This is a genomic window from Longitalea luteola, assembly GCF_017356035.1.
Taxonomy (GTDB): Bacteria; Bacteroidota; Bacteroidia; order Chitinophagales; family Chitinophagaceae; genus Niastella; species Niastella luteola.
This window is the reverse complement of the sequence record NZ_JAFIQX010000001.1, coordinates 273,382-293,220: the sequence shown is the minus strand read 5'-3', so window position 1 is coordinate 293,220 and position 19,839 is coordinate 273,382. Positions and strand designations below refer to the sequence as shown.

At 47.9% G+C, this 19,839-nt stretch carries 14 protein-coding genes; 7 read left to right on the top strand and 7 right to left on the bottom strand.

Going from position 1 to position 19,839, the window contains the following annotated elements; translation table 11 throughout:
• Positions 1–136: 136 nt before the first annotated feature.
• From JUB15_RS01165 to JUB15_RS01135, 7 genes are all read right to left on the bottom strand, one after another.
• Entirely contained in the window at positions 137–583 is a 447-nt protein-coding gene (locus JUB15_RS01165) for a molybdenum cofactor biosynthesis protein MoaE (protein ID WP_207510407.1), read from the bottom strand.
• Between the two features lie 176 nt (positions 584–759).
• Positions 760–993 carry a MoaD/ThiS family protein gene (locus JUB15_RS01160; protein ID WP_207510406.1) on the bottom strand — a complete coding sequence of 78 codons (234 nt, stop codon included), beginning with the start codon at positions 991–993 and terminating at the stop codon, positions 760–762.
• A 116-nt stretch (positions 994–1,109) separates the two neighbouring features.
• Complete coding sequence (locus tag JUB15_RS01155; protein ID WP_242696153.1) at positions 1,110–1,901, bottom strand: sulfite exporter TauE/SafE family protein; 792 nt, start codon at positions 1,899–1,901, stop codon at positions 1,110–1,112.
• 351 nt (positions 1,902–2,252) lie between these two features.
• The gene (locus tag JUB15_RS01150; protein WP_207510404.1) at positions 2,253–3,440 is read right to left on the bottom strand and encodes a molybdopterin molybdotransferase MoeA; all 1,188 of its coding nucleotides are present in this window, start codon (positions 3,438–3,440) and stop codon (positions 2,253–2,255) included.
• A gap of 10 nt (positions 3,441–3,450) precedes the next feature.
• Positions 3,451–4,431 carry a GTP 3',8-cyclase MoaA gene (gene moaA / locus JUB15_RS01145; RefSeq protein ID WP_207510403.1) on the bottom strand — a complete coding sequence of 327 codons (981 nt, stop codon included), beginning with the start codon at positions 4,429–4,431 and terminating at the stop codon, positions 3,451–3,453.
• Positions 4,432–4,508: 77 nt separating this feature from the next.
• Complete coding sequence (locus JUB15_RS01140) at positions 4,509–5,111, bottom strand: nucleotidyltransferase family protein (protein ID WP_207510402.1); 603 nt, start codon at positions 5,109–5,111, stop codon at positions 4,509–4,511.
• 698 nt (positions 5,112–5,809) lie between these two features.
• Positions 5,810–6,964: an XdhC family protein gene (locus JUB15_RS01135; RefSeq protein WP_207510401.1), complete on the bottom strand. Its 1,155-nt coding sequence runs from the start codon at positions 6,962–6,964 to the stop codon at positions 5,810–5,812.
• Positions 6,965–7,136: 172 nt separating this feature from the next.
• On the opposite strand from JUB15_RS01135, the gene JUB15_RS01130 reads away from it, so the two are divergent.
• The 7 genes from JUB15_RS01130 (at position 7,137) to JUB15_RS01100 (ending at position 19,696) form a co-directional block, all read left to right on the top strand.
• A complete protein-coding gene (locus JUB15_RS01130) occupies positions 7,137–7,619 on the top strand; it encodes a (2Fe-2S)-binding protein (protein ID WP_207510400.1) in 483 nt (160 codons plus the stop codon).
• A 20-nt stretch (positions 7,620–7,639) separates the two neighbouring features.
• Complete coding sequence (locus tag JUB15_RS01125; RefSeq protein ID WP_207510399.1) at positions 7,640–9,799, top strand: xanthine dehydrogenase family protein molybdopterin-binding subunit; 2,160 nt, start codon at positions 7,640–7,642, stop codon at positions 9,797–9,799.
• Positions 9,800–10,225: 426 nt separating this feature from the next.
• Positions 10,226–11,419 carry a Gfo/Idh/MocA family protein gene (locus JUB15_RS01120; RefSeq protein WP_207510398.1) on the top strand — a complete coding sequence of 398 codons (1,194 nt, stop codon included), beginning with the start codon at positions 10,226–10,228 and terminating at the stop codon, positions 11,417–11,419.
• A 117-nt stretch (positions 11,420–11,536) separates the two neighbouring features.
• The gene (locus JUB15_RS01115; protein WP_207510397.1) at positions 11,537–12,130 is read left to right on the top strand and encodes a phage tail protein; all 594 of its coding nucleotides are present in this window, start codon (positions 11,537–11,539) and stop codon (positions 12,128–12,130) included.
• 38 nt (positions 12,131–12,168) lie between these two features.
• Entirely contained in the window at positions 12,169–13,332 is a 1,164-nt protein-coding gene (locus JUB15_RS01110) for an ABC transporter substrate-binding protein (protein ID WP_207510396.1), read from the top strand.
• Between the two features lie 9 nt (positions 13,333–13,341).
• Positions 13,342–18,726, top strand: a complete 5,385-nt coding sequence (locus JUB15_RS01105) for an Ig-like domain-containing protein (protein WP_207510395.1) — start codon at positions 13,342–13,344, stop codon at positions 18,724–18,726.
• A gap of 22 nt (positions 18,727–18,748) precedes the next feature.
• Positions 18,749–19,696, top strand: coding sequence for a PorP/SprF family type IX secretion system membrane protein (locus JUB15_RS01100; RefSeq protein ID WP_207510394.1), 948 nt, complete (start codon positions 18,749–18,751; stop codon positions 19,694–19,696).
• Positions 19,697–19,839 lie beyond the last annotated feature (143 nt).

The following is a 19,839-nucleotide window of genomic DNA, read 5'->3' as shown; positions in this document are numbered from 1 at the left end:
ACATCAGCACAACTTGTCCCGACTTTAGTCGGGATTAGCAAATTACCACATTGCATTTCTGTATTCCATTATCACATTATCAAATTATCACATTATCAAATTATCACATTATCAAATTATCACATTATCAAATTAGTTATTTGTTTTCCTTCCATTGATAACTCTCATCCTCAAAGATCTCCTTTCCCCAAATTGGCAGCTCCGCTTTCAGTCTTTCCACCACTTCGTTACAGGCATCGATGGCTGCCTTGCGATGCGCAGAGGAAGTGAATACAAACAGGCAGATGTCGCCGGCCGCTATCTTACCCAGACTGTGATGCACATGCATGCAAACCAGCGGGTATTTGGCAAAGATAGCTTCCCTGATCGCGTGCATTTTTTCCAAAGCCATTTCTTCATAGGCCGTATATTCTATCGCCGACACTTTTCGGCCATCGATCTCATCGGCCCGCACCTGTCCAAGGAATATACTATGCCCGCCAATATTTGTTTTGGTATTATGCTTTTGGATGCTGTCTGCAATAAAGGAAGGGGCAATTGGTCCCTGGGTGAATATGTTTTTTGGCTTGCGTTCTGTGATCATGATGCTGCTTTTGGTGGTCAATGGTGAATGGTCAATGGTGAATGGTCAATGGTGAATGGTCAATGGCTCGCGCATTTTGGTATTAATAACTAATATTACGCCCCCACTTATATATTGCCTATTGCCATTCATTTATTGTCTATTGTCTATTGCCTATTGTCTATTGTCTATTGATTCTATCCTCCGGCAAAAGGTGGCAGCAAGGCTACGGTATTGTTCCCCGATAAAGCGGTATGCACCGTTACAATCTGCCTGTCAACGGCAATAATATACGGCTTATTCACCAGCGCAGGATAACGTTGATTTAACTGCTCGATCAATTCACTGGTATCCGCCGCATGGTCTACCATTACGGGACTGTTGCCCATAATATCTGTAAGCTGTCCAAACACAATGACCTGTACCGCCATAAATATATTTTATTCAATGTTATTTAAACGTTTCTACCCTTTGCATCTACCCTTTCCGGGCCGACCACAAATTTACTTAACTAATTGAACATGACCGCAGCACGCTTTTCCCGGCATCAATGGGTTGCATTGGTTACTGAAGCAGGGGCATCGACGCTTTTGTCGGCCGGCTTTTTATCGGTTGAAGAAAAGATCAGTTTTATTGAAGCCACCAGCAATGCCGACGCCAGAATATTCTTCAACACCGCCTGCCTGAACCGCAGGGCGCCAAAATAAGCACCTGCCAGTCCGCCAACAAAGGCAATGGCTACATACAAATACATATCGGCACTAAAGTGAATCCCTTTCTGTAATTGACCCAGCAGGCCGGCTATTGAATTTACAAAAATGAACAGCGCACTGATAGCTGCCGTTTGCTTTTGATCGGTCCATTTAAGCATTAGCAAAATGGGCGATAAAATGATGCCGCCGCCAATACCTATCAGCCCCGATAAAAAACCAATGCTGGCGCCAATCATCAGCGACCATAGCCAACTTGCCGGTTTAAACTCCGTAACATCTACTTTACTGAAGAACCAGAAACGAATAACCGGTATCAGCAACAGGAGGCCGAGGATCTTTTTATATACATCGCCGTCTATCTGGATCAACCCACCCAGGTAAGCCATCGGGATGGAAGCAATTGCAAAGGGTAAAAATATGCGCCATTTAAAATGTTTACCGCGATAGAACTGAATGAAGGAAGTGAGCGACACAAACAGGTTCAACATCAATGCCGTGGGCTTCATCACGTCTGGAGCTATACCAAACAGGGCCATGAGGGCCAGGTAACCACTGGCGCCTCCATGACCTACGGAAGCGTAGAGGAAAGCTACCAGGAAAAGTAGACAGTAGAATATGATTTCCATAATAGTCATAGACTGTTACAGGTTGCCGGTTACCGGGTACCGGTTGCCAGTTACCGGTTACCGGTCAAAATCTCAAAAGTCAAATCGCAAGAACCAAATAAAAGTCAAAATCTCAAAAGTCAAATCGCAAGAACCAAATAAAAATCAAAATCCAAAACGCAAATCGCAAGAACCAAATAAAAATCAAAATCCAAAACGCAAATCACAAAAGGAAACATCTATATAACTGAATAACCAAATAACTGAATAACTGAATAACTGAATAACTGAATAACTGAACAACTGAACAACTATAAACTTTGAACTTTAAACTATGAACTTTGAACTGTGAATGTGAACTGTGAATGTGAACTATGAATCAGGTAATAAATGAACTTCCACTTCGTCCCCGGCATTGTATTCCATTTTCTCTTCCGGCAAGCACAACAGGCAATTGGCCATGGCAAATGATCGAAGCCTGTACGATTCCTGGGCATCGAGCGGAGCAGCCGATTGTCCGTCGTAATAGCCTTTCAGGAAAAAGGTCAGCGCCGCATTTTTGGAATACGATCTTGATATAGTCGTTGTAATGGTTTTTAACACCGGTGGCAACTGCATCAGCTGCTCGAGGGCCGGTATCACATATTCATAAAAACAGGTGAGCACCGATGACGGATTACCGGGTAAACCGAATACCCATTTATTTCCTTTTGTACCTACGAACAATGGTTTGCCCGGCCGCTGCTTTAGTTTGTGGAATAAAGTGGTTACGCCACAGGCTGCAGCTGCTTCGGGCACAAAGTCATAATTACCTACACTAACACCCCCGGTCAACAGGACCACATCACTATTGTCCAATGCGTTTTGCAATATATCTTTTACTGTTTGCGGATCGTCCTTCGCTTCAAACACCGGAACATTTTCTATCTGTAATCCCTGCAAAGCCGCCCGTAGCTGAAAGGAATTGCATTCGTATACCTGTCCATGCAACAATTCCCTGCCCGGTTGTTGCAGCTCATTGCCGGTCACAATAATGCTCATCACCGGTGTTGGATAAACAGTTACTTCCGACACACCTGTTGTGGCCAAAAAGCCCACAGCGGCAGGCGTTAGCTTTTGTCCTTTCGACAATACCAGCTCACCGGCTTTTATTTCAGAGCCTTTGAGGCGCACGTTGCTGCCGGTCTTTAATTGTTCGTCGATGATGGTGAGCCGGCCATTGGCAGCCTCCACTTTTTCCTGCATCACCACGGTATCGGCGCCGGCCGGTACAGGCGCCCCGGTAAAAATGCGTATGGCCTGGTTGCCCTGTAAAAGGGATAACGCAGATGCACCGGCGGGCACTTCGCCCTGTATGGTTAATGTTTTATGCAATTCGTAACCGGCAAACGATAAAGCGTAACCGTCCATTGCCGATTGATTGAAGGCGGGAATATCAGTTCTCGCCGATACGTCGGCAGCCAGTATGCGGCCTGCCGCTTCCTGCAATGGTATGGTTACCGGCGTCAACGCTTTGGCATTGGCGCGGATCAAGTTTTTTGCTTCTGTTACAGAAATCATGACGCTGATATTAACCTCCGATGGTGATCATACTGCGGTTCTGGATAGCATTGGCTTCCAGGTGTTCAAAATCGGTATTGAATTGTCCGCCCAACGCTGCGGCCTTTGCATGAATGCTCTGGCGGATCAAAGGAATGATGTCGCCGCCATTTCGCAATGTGGTAAGCAGATCGGTCTCTTCTTTCGAAAAAAGACAGTTTTTCATTTTGCCATCTGCTGTCAGGCGCATCCGGTTGCAGGTGCTGCAGAACGGAGCGCTCATGGTGCTGATGACGGCAAAGGTTCCGGCAAAACCAGGCACCATATATTTTTTAGCGGTATCGTTCAATTCGTCTTTCAGGCGAATGAACGAGTACTCGGCTTCAATGATCTGCAGCATCTGTTGCCAGGTAAGCACTTTGTTGCTCGTCCACCGGTTACCCTGGAAGGGCATGAACTCGATGAAGCGAACATGCACGGGCGTGTTTTTCGTCCAGGCAACAAAATCATTGATCTCCTGTTCATTGAAATCTTTCATCACTACCACATTCACTTTGGCGCGAATGTCGTTTTCCAGCAACAGGTGAATATTATCGTATACCCGCTGGAACTGATCGCGGCGGGTGATGAGTTGGAATTTATCGGCCTGTAACGTATCCAGGCTTACATTGAGGGATGTGATGCCGGCCTGTTTCAACGTAGGCAGAAACTCATGCAGGCGGGCGCCATTGGTAGTTAATGTTAAGGTAACTGGCAGTTTCGACAGGGCAAGGATAATGTCGGCGGCATCTTTGCGTACCAGCGGCTCCCCGCCGGTTAACCGGATCTTTTTCACCCCCATATTGACAAATGTTTTCGCGATGGCTTCTATTTCAAACGCCTGCATCAGTTTGGAAGCGGGCGTGAATTCGTATTCCTCTTCGGGCATACAGTAGAAGCAGCGAAAATTACAATTGTCGGTCAATGAGATCCGTAAATAATCGTGCACTCTGTTAAACTGATCAATTATCATTTCCTGCAATTGGTTGAAGTGGTAAATTTAACTAATTCAGCTGACAAGTTGATTGGACAGTTGATAAGTCACCTTTATCACCTTTTCACCTTTTCAATTAGCCCCTCATACTCCCCCAACGTATCAATATCGATATTTCCTTGCGGAAATAACACTGTAGCGGTATCATCGAGATTGTTTTTAATCAATTGCTTCGCCCCTGTGTCGCCCTGAAGCTCAAGCAATTGCGGAAACATGGTCCTGTCGAACAAAGCCGGAATGCCCAGAGTGCCGTCATAAGCGCTGGCTACGATGGATTTACCGGTGTTTTGCCGTTCATTGATCAGCTCCAGCAACAATTCCGGCGTTACAAAGGGTTGATCACATACCATAAAGATCACCTGGTCGGGCTCCGGCGTGCGGTTCAGCAGGGCCTGCAAACCACAGCGAATGGAAGACGCTATTCCCTCCTGCCAGTCGGGATTGTACACTATTTTCGCTCTGCCGGCATCGACAGCAGTGGCCAGGTGTTCTGCATTAGCGCCGGTTATGACTACCGGATTGGTGGCCACTGCCAGTGCCGTTTCTACTGCATGGCGCAATAAGGTGGTTCCCTGCCAGGGCAATAACTGCTTGGGCTGGCCCAACCGGGTAGATGCGCCAGCGGCGAGAATTATAATATCAGTGTGGAAGATTGTCATATACCCCCTACCCCCTAAGGGAAGAATTTAAGATCGTTTATATATTGGTTTTCGCTCTTTGTCGGTTGACCGTTACAGCTTACAATTACCGGTTTACCGGACGAATGTTGTCAATCTTTTGCCGGATCGAGTACCGGTTTTTGCGAATGTGATGGTCCGCTTACCTGATTCACTGGCCTTTTTGCGGCTTATATCGATCTTTTGCCGGATTGAGTAATCAGTTTTGCAATTTGTATCGAACTTTTTCCGGATTGAGTGATCTGTTGTGCGATTTGTATAAATCATTTGCCGGATTGAGCACCCTGTTTTTCAACTTGTATCACCCAATTGTGAAATTGCTTGATCAAATGACCGAAATGATCAGTTCTTTTTTCAAATTGTGTGCGCAGTTTGCTGGTTTGATAGTCCTGTTGCTCATGCGGCCTCGGCAAACAGCCAGTTGGCCTGCTCAATCAGCTAAAAGAGTAACGCAAACCGCTCAATGAGTTAGTCAATTAAACAAATCAATATACAAAATCACCGAATGCATTGTAATAACCCGCAAACGGCTTATCAAAATCAGAAAATGATCGAAGCTATTTAGCAAACAGATGGTCCAATTAGCAAAAAGTACCATCAGATCCTGAAAACATACAACCTCAATACCCAATTGCCTATTGTTTATTGCCAGTTGCCCATTGCTTATTGCCCATTACCTACTAAACCTTCACCTCCTCCATCTCCTTCTCCACCCGCGGATGAATAGTATCCGCACTGTTACGTAACGATTCGCCGGTTCTGCCCGTTATAATGGCTTTTATTTCGGCAACGATCGATAATGCGATCTCCTCTGCATTTTCTGCTCCGATATTCAACCCCACAGGACCAAACACCGACGCCATTTGCTCCTGTGTTGGTTCAATACCTTCTGCCTTTAACTCATCGAGCATACGCACCAGTTTTTTGCGCGGTCCCAACATGCCAATATATGTAATGCGTTGGCTGATCAGCTGCCGGAACACTTTCAGGTCATAATTATAATTGTGGGTCATCAGCACAAACACCGTTTGCGCATCCACGACAACCTGCTCTATCACTTTATCGGGTTTGGTCACCAGCACCCGGGTAGCGGTTGGAAAGCGTGCCGCGGTTGCATAAGCCGGCCGGCCATCGGCTACCGTTACCTGCCAACCGAGCAAATGCGCCATTTGCGCCACCGGTATGGCATCGTTGCCAGCGCCAATTATGACTACAGACACAGCAGGTTTAACCAATTCAATAAAGGCCGTATACTGTTTTCCTTCTGCTACGTATGTTTTTGTGGCTGATACCTGGTTAATGAAAGCGGTTTGCGCATCGTTCGCAATGGCCTTTTGCAACGCTTCGCTGGTCAGGCGGGTTGAAATGGTTTCACCCGGTAATTGCAATAAACAGGTGCCTGGCTGCACTTCGCGCCGGTCGTTCAATGAGAACAGCATTACCAGTACAGCATGTTGCCGCCGGGCGCTGATATTCTTTAATAATTGTATGGGATTATCGGCTTGCGCAGGAACGATCGGTTCAATAACTATATGTATAATGCCTTCACAACCGAGTCCTACACCTAACTTGGCATCGTCTTCATCTGTTGTGTCATAAGTCACCAGCATGGGTTGCTGCTGCGCCATCACCAGTAATGCCTTGCGCAAAGCATCACCTTCCAGGCAACCGCCGCTGATAGCGCCGGTGAGTTGTCCATCCTGGGTGATCAGCATGCGGGCGCCCGGCCGCCGGTAAGAAGAACCCTGTACATGCACCACGGTAGCAAGGGCCGTTTGTTTGCCGTGTTGCTGCGCCTCCTCAAAGGCCTGTATAATGGCCTGTATTTCTTTCATGGAAAGTAATTTATTCTATAGCAATTATATTAAAGTTACAACAGTTGGTACACATATTTTCAGGCAAATTCGACCAACGGCGTTCGGCATAATTCCATGACCATTAGAATAATAAATTAGCCGGCCGCCTGTTCATTGTCGTACCTTAACATTCTCTTAAATCACCCGACTTATGGCTTCCTACAAACTTAGTATCAACGGCACTACGCATGCTGTAGAAGCTGACCCCAAAATGCCCCTGCTTTGGGTATTGCGCGATCTGTTGAATTTAACCGGAACAAAATATGGTTGTGGCATGGCCCAGTGCGGAGCCTGCACGGTGCATCTAAACGGTAATGCCATTCGCAGCTGCTCGATGCCCGTTTCCGCAGTAGGTAATCAAAAAATCACGACCATTGAAGGGTTGGGTACCGATAATTCTCATGTGGTGCAACAGGCCTGGCTCGCCGAACAGGTGCCCCAATGTGGTTATTGCCAAACGGGACAGATCATGGCAGCCGTGGCATTGTTGAAGCGCAATCCCAATCCTACCGACCGCGATATCGATATCGCCATGCAGGGAAATATCTGCCGTTGCGGCACGTATCCCCGCATTCGAAAAGCCATTCACAAAGCAGCCGCTTTGATGAAACAGCCGCCGGCAAAAAGTTTTTAACCTGTTAATCAACCTGCGTTATGCAAACGAAAAATTCCATCAACCGCCGCGCCTTCCTGAAATTAAGCAGTTTTACAGGCGCAGCGCTCACCATAGGTTTTTATCTTCCTGCCCTGGCAGAAGAAAGTACGATCATCACTGCTGAAACAGCCGAAGGCCTCGGCATTCCGCTGAATGCATTTATTTCTATTGATAAGACCGGCAAGGTATTTATCCTGAACCATCGTTCAGAAATGGGCCAGGGTTCTTTCCAGGCTGTTCCGCAAATGATAGCAGAAGAGTTGGAAGTGTCGCTCGACGATGTAGAGATCGCCTTTGCGCCCGGCCATCAAAGCAAATATGGCAACCAGATCACCGGGGGCAGCTCTACTGTACGCGGCGCATATAAACATTTGCTCAGGACCGGCGCCACGGCCCGTGAAATGTTGATCCAAGCCGCCGCAAAAAAATGGGGCGTGCCAAAAGAAGAATGTTATGCGTTGAAAGCCGAGGTGATCCATCGGCCCAGTAATAAAAAGCTCGGTTATGGCGAACTGGTAGAAGAAGCCGCAAAACTCACGCCGCCCAAACAGGTTGCGCTCAAAGAAAGAAAAAACTATACGATCATTGGCAAGCCATTACCGCGCCAGGATAATCCTGACAAAATAAATGGCAAGGCCACATTCGGGCTCGACAAAAAATTACCGGGTATGTTGTATGCCGTGGTAGAACGCAGTCCGCACTTCCTGGGAAAAGTAAAAAGCTACGACGACAGTGCCGTGAAATCTATGCCCGGAGTGAAACATGTTATCAAAGTTCAAATGCCGGTATTTGACACCATAAGGGAAGGTATAGCCATTGTTGCGGACAATACCTGGGCCGCCATGCAGGCACGCAAAGCGCTGAAAGTAGAATGGGATACTGCGGGTTTTGAACACCTGGATACTGCCGGTTTGTACACCCGCATGAAAGAAGACCTGAAGAAGCCTGGTTTGTCGCAACGCACCGGCGGCAATTTTGAGGCCGCCTTTAACAAAGCGCAAAAGAAGCTGGAAGCCGTATATGAAACACCGTACGAAGCGCATGCCTGTATGGAGCCACTGAATTGTATAGCCGATGTGAAAGGCGACAAGGTTACTATCTACGGCCCCATTCAGGGCCCCGACTGGATCCAACGCGACCTGGCGGAACGGTTGAAGTTACCCATGGAAAACATTACTGTTCACATGACATTTTTAGGCGGTGGTTTTGGCAGAAAAGCATTTACCGATTATACTGCGGAAGCTGCATTGATCTCAAAAGAAATAAAAGCCCCTGTACAGGTTGTCTGGACGCGCGAGGATGATATGACACAGGGACCTTTTCGTCCCGGCGCGGTATATGAATGCAAAGCCGGACTGAACAGTGGACGCATTGCTGCTTTTCAAACGAAAATGGCCGCACAAAATATGGACCACCAGTGGCCGCATGCCGATAAAACAAACTTTAACGGCAGCACTACGGAAGGACTGCCAGAAGCTTTTATCAATGGCATCGATCACTACAGCTTTGCCGATATTCCCACCGAATCGCCGATCCCGGTAATGTGGTGGCGTTCGGTGTATTCATCTACCAACGGATTTGCATACGAAAGCTTTATGGATGAACTGGCGCATGCCGCAGAAAAAGACCCGCTCGATTTCCGGCGGCAGCACCTGCGCGAAGAACGCTATGCAGCCCTGATAGATACCCTGGAAGAAAAAACAGGCTGGAAATCGCGGGAAAAAAATGCAGGCTGGGGCGTTGCCATCACAGAATGTTTTAAAAGTATTGTGGGCGAAGCGGTGAAGGTCTCGCGCCAGGCCGATGGAAAATTAAAGATCGACCGTATTGTAGCCGTCATGGATTGCGGGTGGTATGTGAACCCCGATATCATCAGGGCGCAGGTGGAAGGCAGTATTGTAATGGCCCTCGGCGCAGCCACCACCCATGAAACCCATTTTACTGATGGCAAAGCGGTGGAAACCAATTTTCATCAATACCAAATGCCAAGGATAAGCGATGTACCCGACATCGAGGTTTATATTATGGAGAATGAAGAAAAGCCAGGCGGTGTTGGTGAACCCGGGCTGCCGCCTTTTGCCCCCGCTTTATGTAATGCGATATTCGATCTTACCGGTAAACGGATCAGAAAGCTGCCCTTCAATATGAAAGCGATCTAAATAAGAAATCACAAGAACCAAATCTCAAGATCCAAATAAGAAATCACAAGAACCAAATCTCAAGATCCAAATAAGAAATCATAAGAACCAAATGTCAAGATCCAAATAAGAAATCACAAGAACCAAATCTCAAGATCCAAATAAGAAATCACAAGAACCAAATCTCAAGATCCAAATAAGAAATCACAAGAACCAAATCATAAGAACCAAACAAGAAAATAAATCTCAAACTCTCAATAGCCTTGTGATTTGGGATTTATTTGGTTCTTGATATTTGGGATTTGGAATTTTATGATAGTGTGGATTATTGAAACTCAGCCTACATTAAAATTACCGTCAATATGACACTCCCACTCATATGGGTAATTTAATATGCCAGTATAAAATAACATATATCTTTGCAGCATTAATTACGAAACCTGACTCGTGAAAACCCCTAAACCAACAACTACTGCCCGCAGAAGGTTTATTAAAAATGCTGCCCTGCTGGCTCCTGCCATTACATTATTTCCATCCTGGTTAACCGCATCAACCGGTTCCCGTTTGCGCATAGCGATCATTGGAACAGGTAGCTGGGGCCGTTTATACCTCGAAGCAGCGTTGCTGCACAAAGACATTGAAGTAGCGGCCATCTGCGAACCAGATACCAGCGCATGGCAGGAAGCGAAACAATTGTTTAAGAAAGCAGGCGTTTCACTGCCCGCCCCCGTCAACGAAGCAGGCAACAATTACCACACCCTGCTATCCCGCAATGATATCGACGCTGTGATCATAGCTACCCCGTGGCATACGCATTACGAAATAGCGAAAGCCGCTTTACTGGCTGGTAAACATGTAGCCTGTGGGCCCATCATGGGCAGTACGGTGGATGAGCACCGGGACATCGTGAACATAAGCCGGAAGACCGCAAAACAGTATGTTACGCTCGATGAATTAAGCTGCCGCCGCGACCTGCAGGCCATTCAGCAAATGGTGACAACCGGACAATTAGGCGAACTGCAATCGATCCAGGCGGGCGCCGCTTATACAACGCTGCATAAAACCACCGGTAACAGCAACCTGCCATACGCCGTGTATCCCGCAGCAGCTACGGCCCAATTACTGGGCATTTCGGCGAACAATCCATACATATCGCTGCGTTTACAACAGCAACAGCAGGATTATGTGATCGCAAAGTCAAACGCCAAAACCGGCAAAACCAGCCTGTTTGTTACCCGGGGACTCGTGAGCACGATCCGCCTGAGCACCGGCAACCGGCAAACTGTTTATCTGCAATCAACTTCCAATATTGATCAGCCTTTTTCAACCGGTTTCCGGTTACAGGCTACTGGCGGCAGCTGGTTGGATATTTCGAAAACAGTTCAACTTACAGGTGCAACTGCCAGTATTCGTTTAAATGACAATCTTCCTGCAAATAACCAAACAGGCCGTTACAGGCAATCACCTGCTCATGAAGCCGTAGCCATGGCGCTGCATGATTTTGTAAAAACCGTGCAACAACCGGTGGCCGGTAATATACCGGTGTGTATAGCTGCTACGAACAGTGTGATAGGTATGCTGGCAGATCAGTCTGCCCAACAAGGCGGCGCCAGTATTGAATTCCCGAACTTCTTTATATAAACATAGAAGCTGAAGGCTCCATCCGCTGAAGGTTTTGCTTTTCGCAGGTACAGCGGCACCACCCGGAATTCAGCAATAACGATCACGCTATTTATAAACTATTAAATTGAAAAAAATATGGATCAACCCTTTTTAGCGAGTATAATCTTGTTTGGCGGAAACTTTGCGCCGAGAAGCTGGGCCTTTTGCATGGGCCAGATCCTGTCAATAGCACAGAATACCGCACTGTTCTCATTATTGGGAACAACCTTTGGCGGCAATGGCCAAACCACATTTGCATTGCCGGATCTCCGCGGCCGCACTCCTATCGGTACCGGACAGGGCCCCGGTTTACCTAATTACAATTTGGGCGAAATGGCCGGGTCGCCGCTAACCACCCTGCTGAATGTGAATATGCCTGCGCATAACCATTCAGTGAGTGGCACCGGTTTAACGGTGGCGCAATCGGCCAGTACCGCTGCTGCTACCACGAACACGCCCGGCAGCAACCTGGTTCCGGCAAAACTGCCCACAATAGGCGCAGGTCCCACTGCAACCAATGTTAACGGTTATGCCCTTCAGGACAACACGGCGACTTTGGCAGCCAGCCAGGTGAGCGGAACAACAACAACAAGTATTTCAGGCAGCAGCCAGCCATTTTCAATAATGCAGCCTTATTTAGGCATGAATTATATCATTGCCATTGAAGGTATTTACCCAAGCAGAAACTAATAATTGCTTTTTAAAAGCACTATCATTATAAAGCGCACATGACCGCACCCCTAACCGTTGGCTTCCTGACGCCTTATTCAGGCACCTACCCCTATTTCTCACAACACCTGGTCACAGGCTGGTTACTGGGTATGGAGCTCGATCCCGTGCGACAACGCACCATTCAGTTCACGCAGGAATATACCAACCTGGGAAGTGCGCGCGATACGGAAACGGCAGCCCGCAAACTGCTTTTCTTTAACCGGGTAGATGTATTGTCGGGGCTGGTTAGTTATAAAGCCATCCCCGACATTACTCCCCTGATCAACCGGGAAACAAAACCTGCTTTCTTTTTCGATATGGGCGAACACGTGCCCTATTTTCCGCATTTACATCAGGATATCTTTTACGCGTCGCACCAGCTTTGGCAGTCGCAATATGCATTGGGATACTGGGCCCAGAAAACCTATGGCAGCGGCGGTCACATGATCATGCCCGTATATGAGGCCGGTTATCATTTGCACAGCACTTTTCAGCAGGGCGTAGCCGCCGCCGGCGGCACCCAGCTGCAATTATCGGTGATCCCCTACGATCCCAACAACCACAACCGCATGGAGCTGGGCGGCTTTTTCGACCGCCTGGCAAAAGACCCACCGCCATACGTACACGCAATCTTCAGTGGTGATCGCGGTACTGTTTTCCTTAAAAAATGGATCAGCAGCGGTTTTCATAAGAAGATCCCGCTACTGGTACAGGAAACGATGGCTTACGACGACATTCTCGCCGATATTAAACACATTGATCTCGAAATTTACACTGCCCAGCAATGGATACGGGAAGCAGAACATAAACCCAACCAGGTTTTTGTAAAAAGATTTGAAGCCCTGGCCAAACAACCCGCCAATATCTATGCTTTAATGGGCTATGAGGCCGGACTGGTATGGAAAGAAGTATTACCCCATGCCCTGAAAAGGGATTGGGATACGGTCAAGCAACAATTGCGCGACGGAATTATCAATGGCCCCAGAGGTGAAAAGAATTTCTTTCCAAGATCAGGCTTTGCTTTACCTACCACCAATATTCTCAAGCTTACAACAACCGGAAATAAAATACACAAACTTATTCTTGACCAGGGAAAAGGAATGCGCTTCGATGCACAGGAATTCGAAATCATACATCGGGAAAGCGATTCAGGCTGGCAAAACCCCTTTCTCTGTTATTAACCAAACACCATGAAGCAAATTTACATGCTGTTACTGGGTCTGTTGTTTTGCACATTGCAAAGCAGGGCGCAGTATTCGGCCACAAACCTTGAAACAGGCAACTATTGTTACGGGGTTGCCAGGGACAACGGCAATAACGTATTCGTGACCCGGTATAATGCATCCCAGAATTATTATGAGGTAGTAAAGTATACAAATGGTACGGGAACACCCGCCGTCATTTATACCTTTTCTACAAATGGCCCGTCTATTCCCTATGGACTAACTGTAAATGCCAATGGCGATGTGTTCGTGAAAACGGTTAGTGGTAATTGGAGCATCGTAAAACTTACAGCTCCGGCCTATACTCCATCTGTAATACAAAGCGGGAACTTTTATACAGCACTTGCGGTAGACAATAACAACAACCTGCTTTCGATGGAATACAATAGCAGCACCAACAGCTACCAGTTGGTTCGTTATCCCGCAGGCGCTGAAAACAGTGCTGGAACAGTCATTTATAATGGCTTACCGGTGCCACCAACCGGCGGACCAGTCGTTGAAGACAGTTATCCCTGGGGTATTGTAACTGACCAGGATAACAGTATTTATATAACAGATTTCTTTACAAATGGGCGGCTGATCAAATTGACCGCTCCTGGTTATTCTTCCTCCGTGCTGGCAACGAATAAAAAGATAACCACATTAACGAAGGATGCCAGTAATAACTTCTATACGGTTGAAGTGGTAAGCAGTACTCAGTCACGGGTGATGAGATATACCGACCTGGCAGCAGCCGGAACAGAGATCTATGCCGGACTATCGAGTGCAAACTACGCGTATGGCTGGGGTTTGGCGATCAGCAACGCCGGTGAAATATTTGTTGGCGATGCGGCGGCACCGGGAAATGGAAGAGTCGTAAAATTATCACCGCCCGGAATTACCGTTTCCAGTGTCAACCGAACCGGTGGTACTCACTCCAATGCCACTTCTGTACAATATACTGTTACCTTCAGCGGATCGGCCGCTAATGTAACGGCCAGCTCATTCGGATTAACGACAGCCGGGGTAACCGGCGCCGGCATAACCAGTGTAAGCGGCAGCGGTAACACGTATACAGTAACGGTGAACACAGGCACCGGTGATGGCACCATACGGCTGGACGTGAACGGTACAGGCATAAGCCCTGCAGTAACCAATGTTCCTTTCACCACCGGACAGGTTTATACGATCGATAAAACAGCACCTACCGGAAGTATTTCCATCAACAACGGTGCAACAGCTACCAACAATGCCAATGTAGTATTGACTGTTACCGGTAATGATAATGCGGCGCTGCAAATGCAGTTTAACAATGACGGTGGCGCTTACAGTGTTTATGAGAACCTGGCCGCTACCAAGAACTGGACACTCACCGCCAGCGAGGGCGCCAGAACGGTGAACATGCAGTTGAGAGACCAGGCTGGTAACGTAGCGGTTTTTTCAGATCAGATCATACTAGATCTCACAGCACCTGCCACAACTTTGTTAACAACCCCAGCCAATCCTTCCACCAGCAATTCAGCTACGTTCACATTTGACGCCTCAGAACCGGGTTCTACCTTCCAGGGCAGCCTTGATGGCGGCGTCTTTGCGCCCGTGGCCAGTCCGCTGACCTTGACAGGGTTGGCTAATGGCAGCCATACCTTCAGCGTACGGGCAACAGATGGCGCAGGAAATACCGGGGCGCCCGCATCCTATACCTGGATGATCGATGCTACGGGGCCTGCGGTAACTTCCGTGAACGTTCCGGCGAATCGCTATTACAAAGCGGGTGAAGTACTATCTTTTACAGTTGGCTTTAATGAAAATACCACAGTGACCGGTACACCGTCGCTGCCCGTAATTATCGGCTCAACTACCGTACAGGCTGCTTACACTGCTGGTTCAGGAAGCACCATGCTGGCATTTGCCTATACTGTACAGCCAGGGGATAACGATATGAATGGCATTCAACTGGGAGCCAGTCTGCAATTAAATGGCGGCACCCTTACAGATGCACTGGGTAATAATGGCAATACCACCCTGAACAGTGTAAGCCCTACCAATAACATATTTGTGAATACGGTCATTCCTACGGTAACGTTGTCAACAACGGCCCCTGCCCTCGTGAATGCACCGTTTACAATTACAATTACCTTTAGCGAAAGTGTAACAGGATTTACAGTGGCTGATATAAATGTACTACAGGCTACTGTCAGCAACCTGCAAACAAGTGATAATATCAGCTACACAGCACTGATAACGCCTACAGGCGACAGGACTTACAATATAAGTGTGCCTGCCAACGCAGCAGTCAATGTAGGCAACAATGGCAATAGTGCATCCAACGCACTCTCAATTGCCTATGATGCTACCGCACCTGTGATCACGTCGGTAGACCCACCAGTTAATGGCTATTATAAAGCCGGAGATGTATTGACATTTGCAGTGAACTTTGACGGGCCGGTTACATTGAATACAGCGGGTGGATCACCCTACCTGCCCATAACCATTGGCGCCACTACCGTAAATGCTACTTACTATAGCGCTACATCAAACACCATCAGCTTCCGCTATACTGTTATGAATGGCGACCAGGATATGGATGGCATTGCGGTAGCTGCAAGTAATGTTATTGCGAATGGCAGCGTGATCCGGGATGCAGCCGGCAACAACGCCAACCTTACCCTGAACAACGTTGGCCCAACCAATAACGTGTTTGTCAATACAGCCATACCAACGGTGGCTATATCAGGCACACCGGCTTTGAACGCACCATGGACAGCTACCATTACGTTCAGCGAAAATGTGACCGGGTTTACAACTGCTGATATTACAGCGACCAATGCCAGTCTTAGCAACTTCAGTGCTGTCAATGCAAGCACTTATACTGTAACCGTAACACCGGTATCAGAAGGTCAGGTAACCATCCAGGTACCGGCGAACGGAGCCCAGAATGTGGGTGGCAATGGGAATTCAGCATCAAGTCCATTCACCTATGTATATGATATCACCGTACCGGTGATCACGGGCGTCACTGTGCCCGCTAACGGTTTTTATAAAGCAGGTGACCAGCTGACATTTGTCGTTGCTTTCAGCGAAAATATTATCGTTGGTGGAGGAGCTCCGGCGCTTGAGCTTGCTTTAACCAGCGGTTCGGTGCAGGCAGCGCTGGTTGGTAATACCACTGCTTCCCTGACATTCCGATACACGGTGCAGCCCGGCGACATGGATGCCAATGGCATTGAAGTGACAGCCCTTCGCCTGAATGGCAGCACCATCAGGGATGGCGCTACCAACAATGCCAATACAACACTGAACAATGTTGGCAATACCAGTGCAGTAATTATCAACACAGGTACTCCATCAGTAACAGTTGGAGGCGCAGTTTCCTTAACCGCACCATGGACGGCAACCATTACCTTCAGCGAAGCGGTAACCGGTTTCGACCTGAGTGACATTACGCTCACCAACGGAACCGCCAGCAACCTGCAAACAACCGATAATGTTACCTATACTGTATTGGTAACACCAGGCATAGAAGGCGGGGTAACTATCAGGGTGCCAGCCAATGCTGCTGTAAATAATGCCAATACCGGGAACACGGCTTCCAATAATATATCATATTATTACGATCCAAACCCGCCAGTGATCACTTCGGTAACTGTACCTGTTAACGGTTATTACAAACAAGGGCAATTACTGAATTTCACGGTGAACTTCAATGAGACTGTGCGGGTTTCCGGACCACAACTTTCCCTGCCGGTTGTAATTGGCAGCACCACCGTGCAGGCGGCCTATATCAGCGGTGATAATACGAATGCCCTGTCATTCTCCTATACCATACAGAACGGCGAGATGGACCTGGATGGCATTTCACTTACAGCGAGTCTGCAAATGAATGGCGCAACCGTTCGCGATCTGTCTGATAACACAGCCGTTCTCACCCTGCAAAATCCCGGCAATACATCCAATGTATTCGTACATACCGGACATCCGACGGTAACGTTGTCAACTACCGCCGCAGCCCGGGTAAATGCACCGTTTACCGTAACGGTTGTTTTTGATGAAGCTGTAACCGGGTTAACCGCCGGCGACTTTACTGTTAATAATGGTACTGCCGGCACGCTTACAACTACCGATAACGTTACGTATGCCGTTGAAATAATACCAGCTGCTGACGGCGCGGTGACCATACAACTTCCTGCCGGCGTAGCGCAGAACATTGTTAATAACAGCAACCAGGTTTCCAACAGCCTTACCGTTACTTACGATGCCACCGCACCGGTGATCACCGCTGCACAAAACTTCTCCATTTTGCAGAACAGTGCAGCTGGTACACAGGTAGGTAAAGTAATGGCTACAGAAGCAGCAGGCACTTTACAGAACTGGACCATCACTTCCGATGGATCAGGCGGCGCTTTTGCCATCGATGCCAACGGTAATATCACTGTACAGAACGGAACGACCCTCAACAATAACGTGGGCAATACGGTCTCAGTAATGGTAACTGTAAGCGATGGCCTTAATACCAGTGTGGCGACACCAGTTGCCATCACCGTGACACCGATCAACAAAGCACCCGTGCTTGATGCCATTGGCAATGTAAGTATTTGTGCCACTACCGATGCCCATACCATCCAGGTAACCGGCGCTTCGGCCACAGAGCCTGCACAAACCTATGCGTTGAGCATTGCCAGCAACCAGGCTTACTTTGATGTGCTCACCATAAACAATGCAGGCCTGATCAACTACCGCCTGAAGAACAATGTGACTTCCGGTACAGCGACCATTACCGTTACCATTAAAGACAATGGCGGCACAGCCAATGGCGGGGTGGACACTTACCAGCGCAGCTTCACTATTACGGTAAATCCGCTGCCGGTGATCACCATTACCAGCGATAAAGGCAACAGCGTATCAAAAGGTGATATCGCACACCTCACCGCTACCGGCGGCGCTACGTTTAACTGGGAAGCCAACAGCAGCATTATCAGTGGACAACAAACTGCTACGGCGGAAGTACGGCCACAGGCCAACACTACCTACCGGGTAACGGCTACCAGTGTGGAAGGTTGCAGCAACTCGGCTGGTTTCAATCTGTCGGTCATTGAGGACTTTAAAGTAGACGCTACCAACGTGCTTACGCCGAATGGCGACGGCAGAAACGACAGATGGGTGATCCGCAATATCGATAGCTATCCCGATAATGAATTGAAGATCTTCGACCGGGCAGGACGACTGGTATATAGTCAACGGAATTATAACAACACCTGGGATGGAAAAGTGAACGGTCATCCATTGGCTGAGGGCACTTACTATTATTTCCTGAGTATTTCCGGTGGCGCCAAAACCGCCAAAGGGTATATTACCATCATCCTGAAAGCAAATTGATAAACATTAAATTATTACGATCATGCGCACAACAATAAAGTCAAGATATATCAAACAGCTTCGGGCGATAGCAGTATGCTGCCTGTTATCAGGCGGCGTGTTTGTGCAGAAAACCATTGCCCAGTCGCCGAGCAATGCAACAGGCCTGCTGAACCCTTCCGGCACTATGTTCTTCCAGAACCAATACCTGGGCAACGCCGCCATGGCAGGCATCGATTCGGGCTTACACCTGAATGCGGCGCATCGCCGTCAGTGGCAGAACAGCATCGATGGCGCTCCGGTAACCACTTTCTTTTCTGCAGATGTGAACACCGGTAACAGGGGCGGTGCAGGTTTGAATGTGATGAGCGATGTGGCCGGATTGATAAACCGTACCCGCCTGGCTTTATCCTACGCCTATCACATGCCGTTGAGCAGCACCCGCAACCAGTTCCTGCATTTCGGGATGTCGCTTTCTTTTAACTTTCAACGCATTGATATGAGCAAGATAGATGGTGACATCAACGACCCCGCCTTGCTGGCGTACAATGCACGTGATAACTATTTTGAAGGTGATTTTGGTATGGCTTATACTGATGAGCACTGGAATGTGCAGGCGGCTTTACCGAATATCAGGGCGATGTTCACAGGCATTAACCGCGGTATCAACGGAGGTACGCTGGTATATTCGGCGGCTTCTTATAAATTCAAAAATGAAGGCGCTGTAAGCACCATTGAACCAAAGGTCGCTTACCGGAACATCAGAGGATTTGATGACATTATCGACGCAGGTGTGAATGTTTCTTTCCTGGATGATGTAGCCAACGTTATGGCAATGTATCATACTTCAAAAAGCTTTACCGCCGGCATTGGTGTCAACATTAAAAAGACAGCTGTTATCCAGTTGATGTACACCACGCAAACCGGTGGCATAAGATCACATGTCGACGGCAGCTATGAGGTGGGTGCTACAGTGAATTTGTTTAAGTAATAAATTCTCAATATAACGAAGCCTTCCCATTTTTATGGGAAGGCTTTTTTATCCGGCCATTGAGCTTACTGATGCTGCTATAAAAAATCAGTGTACCCTGAAATGGTCCTCATCTTCTTTCCTGCGCACGGGCAAAGAAAGAA

What these genes read in the sequence shown, in the direction of transcription:
- JUB15_RS01105 (WP_207510395.1), top strand. Translation starts at nt 13,342, where the DNA reads ATGAAGCAAATTTACATGCTGTTACTGGGTCTGTTGTTTTGCACATTG.
- JUB15_RS01165 (WP_207510407.1), bottom strand. Translation starts at nt 583, where the DNA reads ATGATCACAGAACGCAAGCCAAAAAACATATTCACCCAGGGACCAATT.
- JUB15_RS01115 (WP_207510397.1), top strand. Translation starts at nt 11,537, where the DNA reads ATGGATCAACCCTTTTTAGCGAGTATAATCTTGTTTGGCGGAAACTTT.
- JUB15_RS01125 (WP_207510399.1), top strand. Translation starts at nt 7,640, where the DNA reads ATGCAAACGAAAAATTCCATCAACCGCCGCGCCTTCCTGAAATTAAGC.
- JUB15_RS01110 (WP_207510396.1), top strand. Translation starts at nt 12,169, where the DNA reads ATGACCGCACCCCTAACCGTTGGCTTCCTGACGCCTTATTCAGGCACC.
- JUB15_RS01130 (WP_207510400.1), top strand. Translation starts at nt 7,137, where the DNA reads ATGGCTTCCTACAAACTTAGTATCAACGGCACTACGCATGCTGTAGAA.
- JUB15_RS01140 (WP_207510402.1), bottom strand. Translation starts at nt 5,111, where the DNA reads ATGACAATCTTCCACACTGATATTATAATTCTCGCCGCTGGCGCATCT.
- moaA (WP_207510403.1), bottom strand. Translation starts at nt 4,431, where the DNA reads ATGATAATTGATCAGTTTAACAGAGTGCACGATTATTTACGGATCTCA.
- JUB15_RS01160 (WP_207510406.1), bottom strand. Translation starts at nt 993, where the DNA reads ATGGCGGTACAGGTCATTGTGTTTGGACAGCTTACAGATATTATGGGC.
- JUB15_RS01135 (WP_207510401.1), bottom strand. Translation starts at nt 6,964, where the DNA reads ATGAAAGAAATACAGGCCATTATACAGGCCTTTGAGGAGGCGCAGCAA.
- JUB15_RS01155 (WP_242696153.1), bottom strand. Translation starts at nt 1,901, where the DNA reads ATGGAAATCATATTCTACTGTCTACTTTTCCTGGTAGCTTTCCTCTAC.
- JUB15_RS01150 (WP_207510404.1), bottom strand. Translation starts at nt 3,440, where the DNA reads ATGATTTCTGTAACAGAAGCAAAAAACTTGATCCGCGCCAATGCCAAA.
- JUB15_RS01100 (WP_207510394.1), top strand. Translation starts at nt 18,749, where the DNA reads ATGCGCACAACAATAAAGTCAAGATATATCAAACAGCTTCGGGCGATA.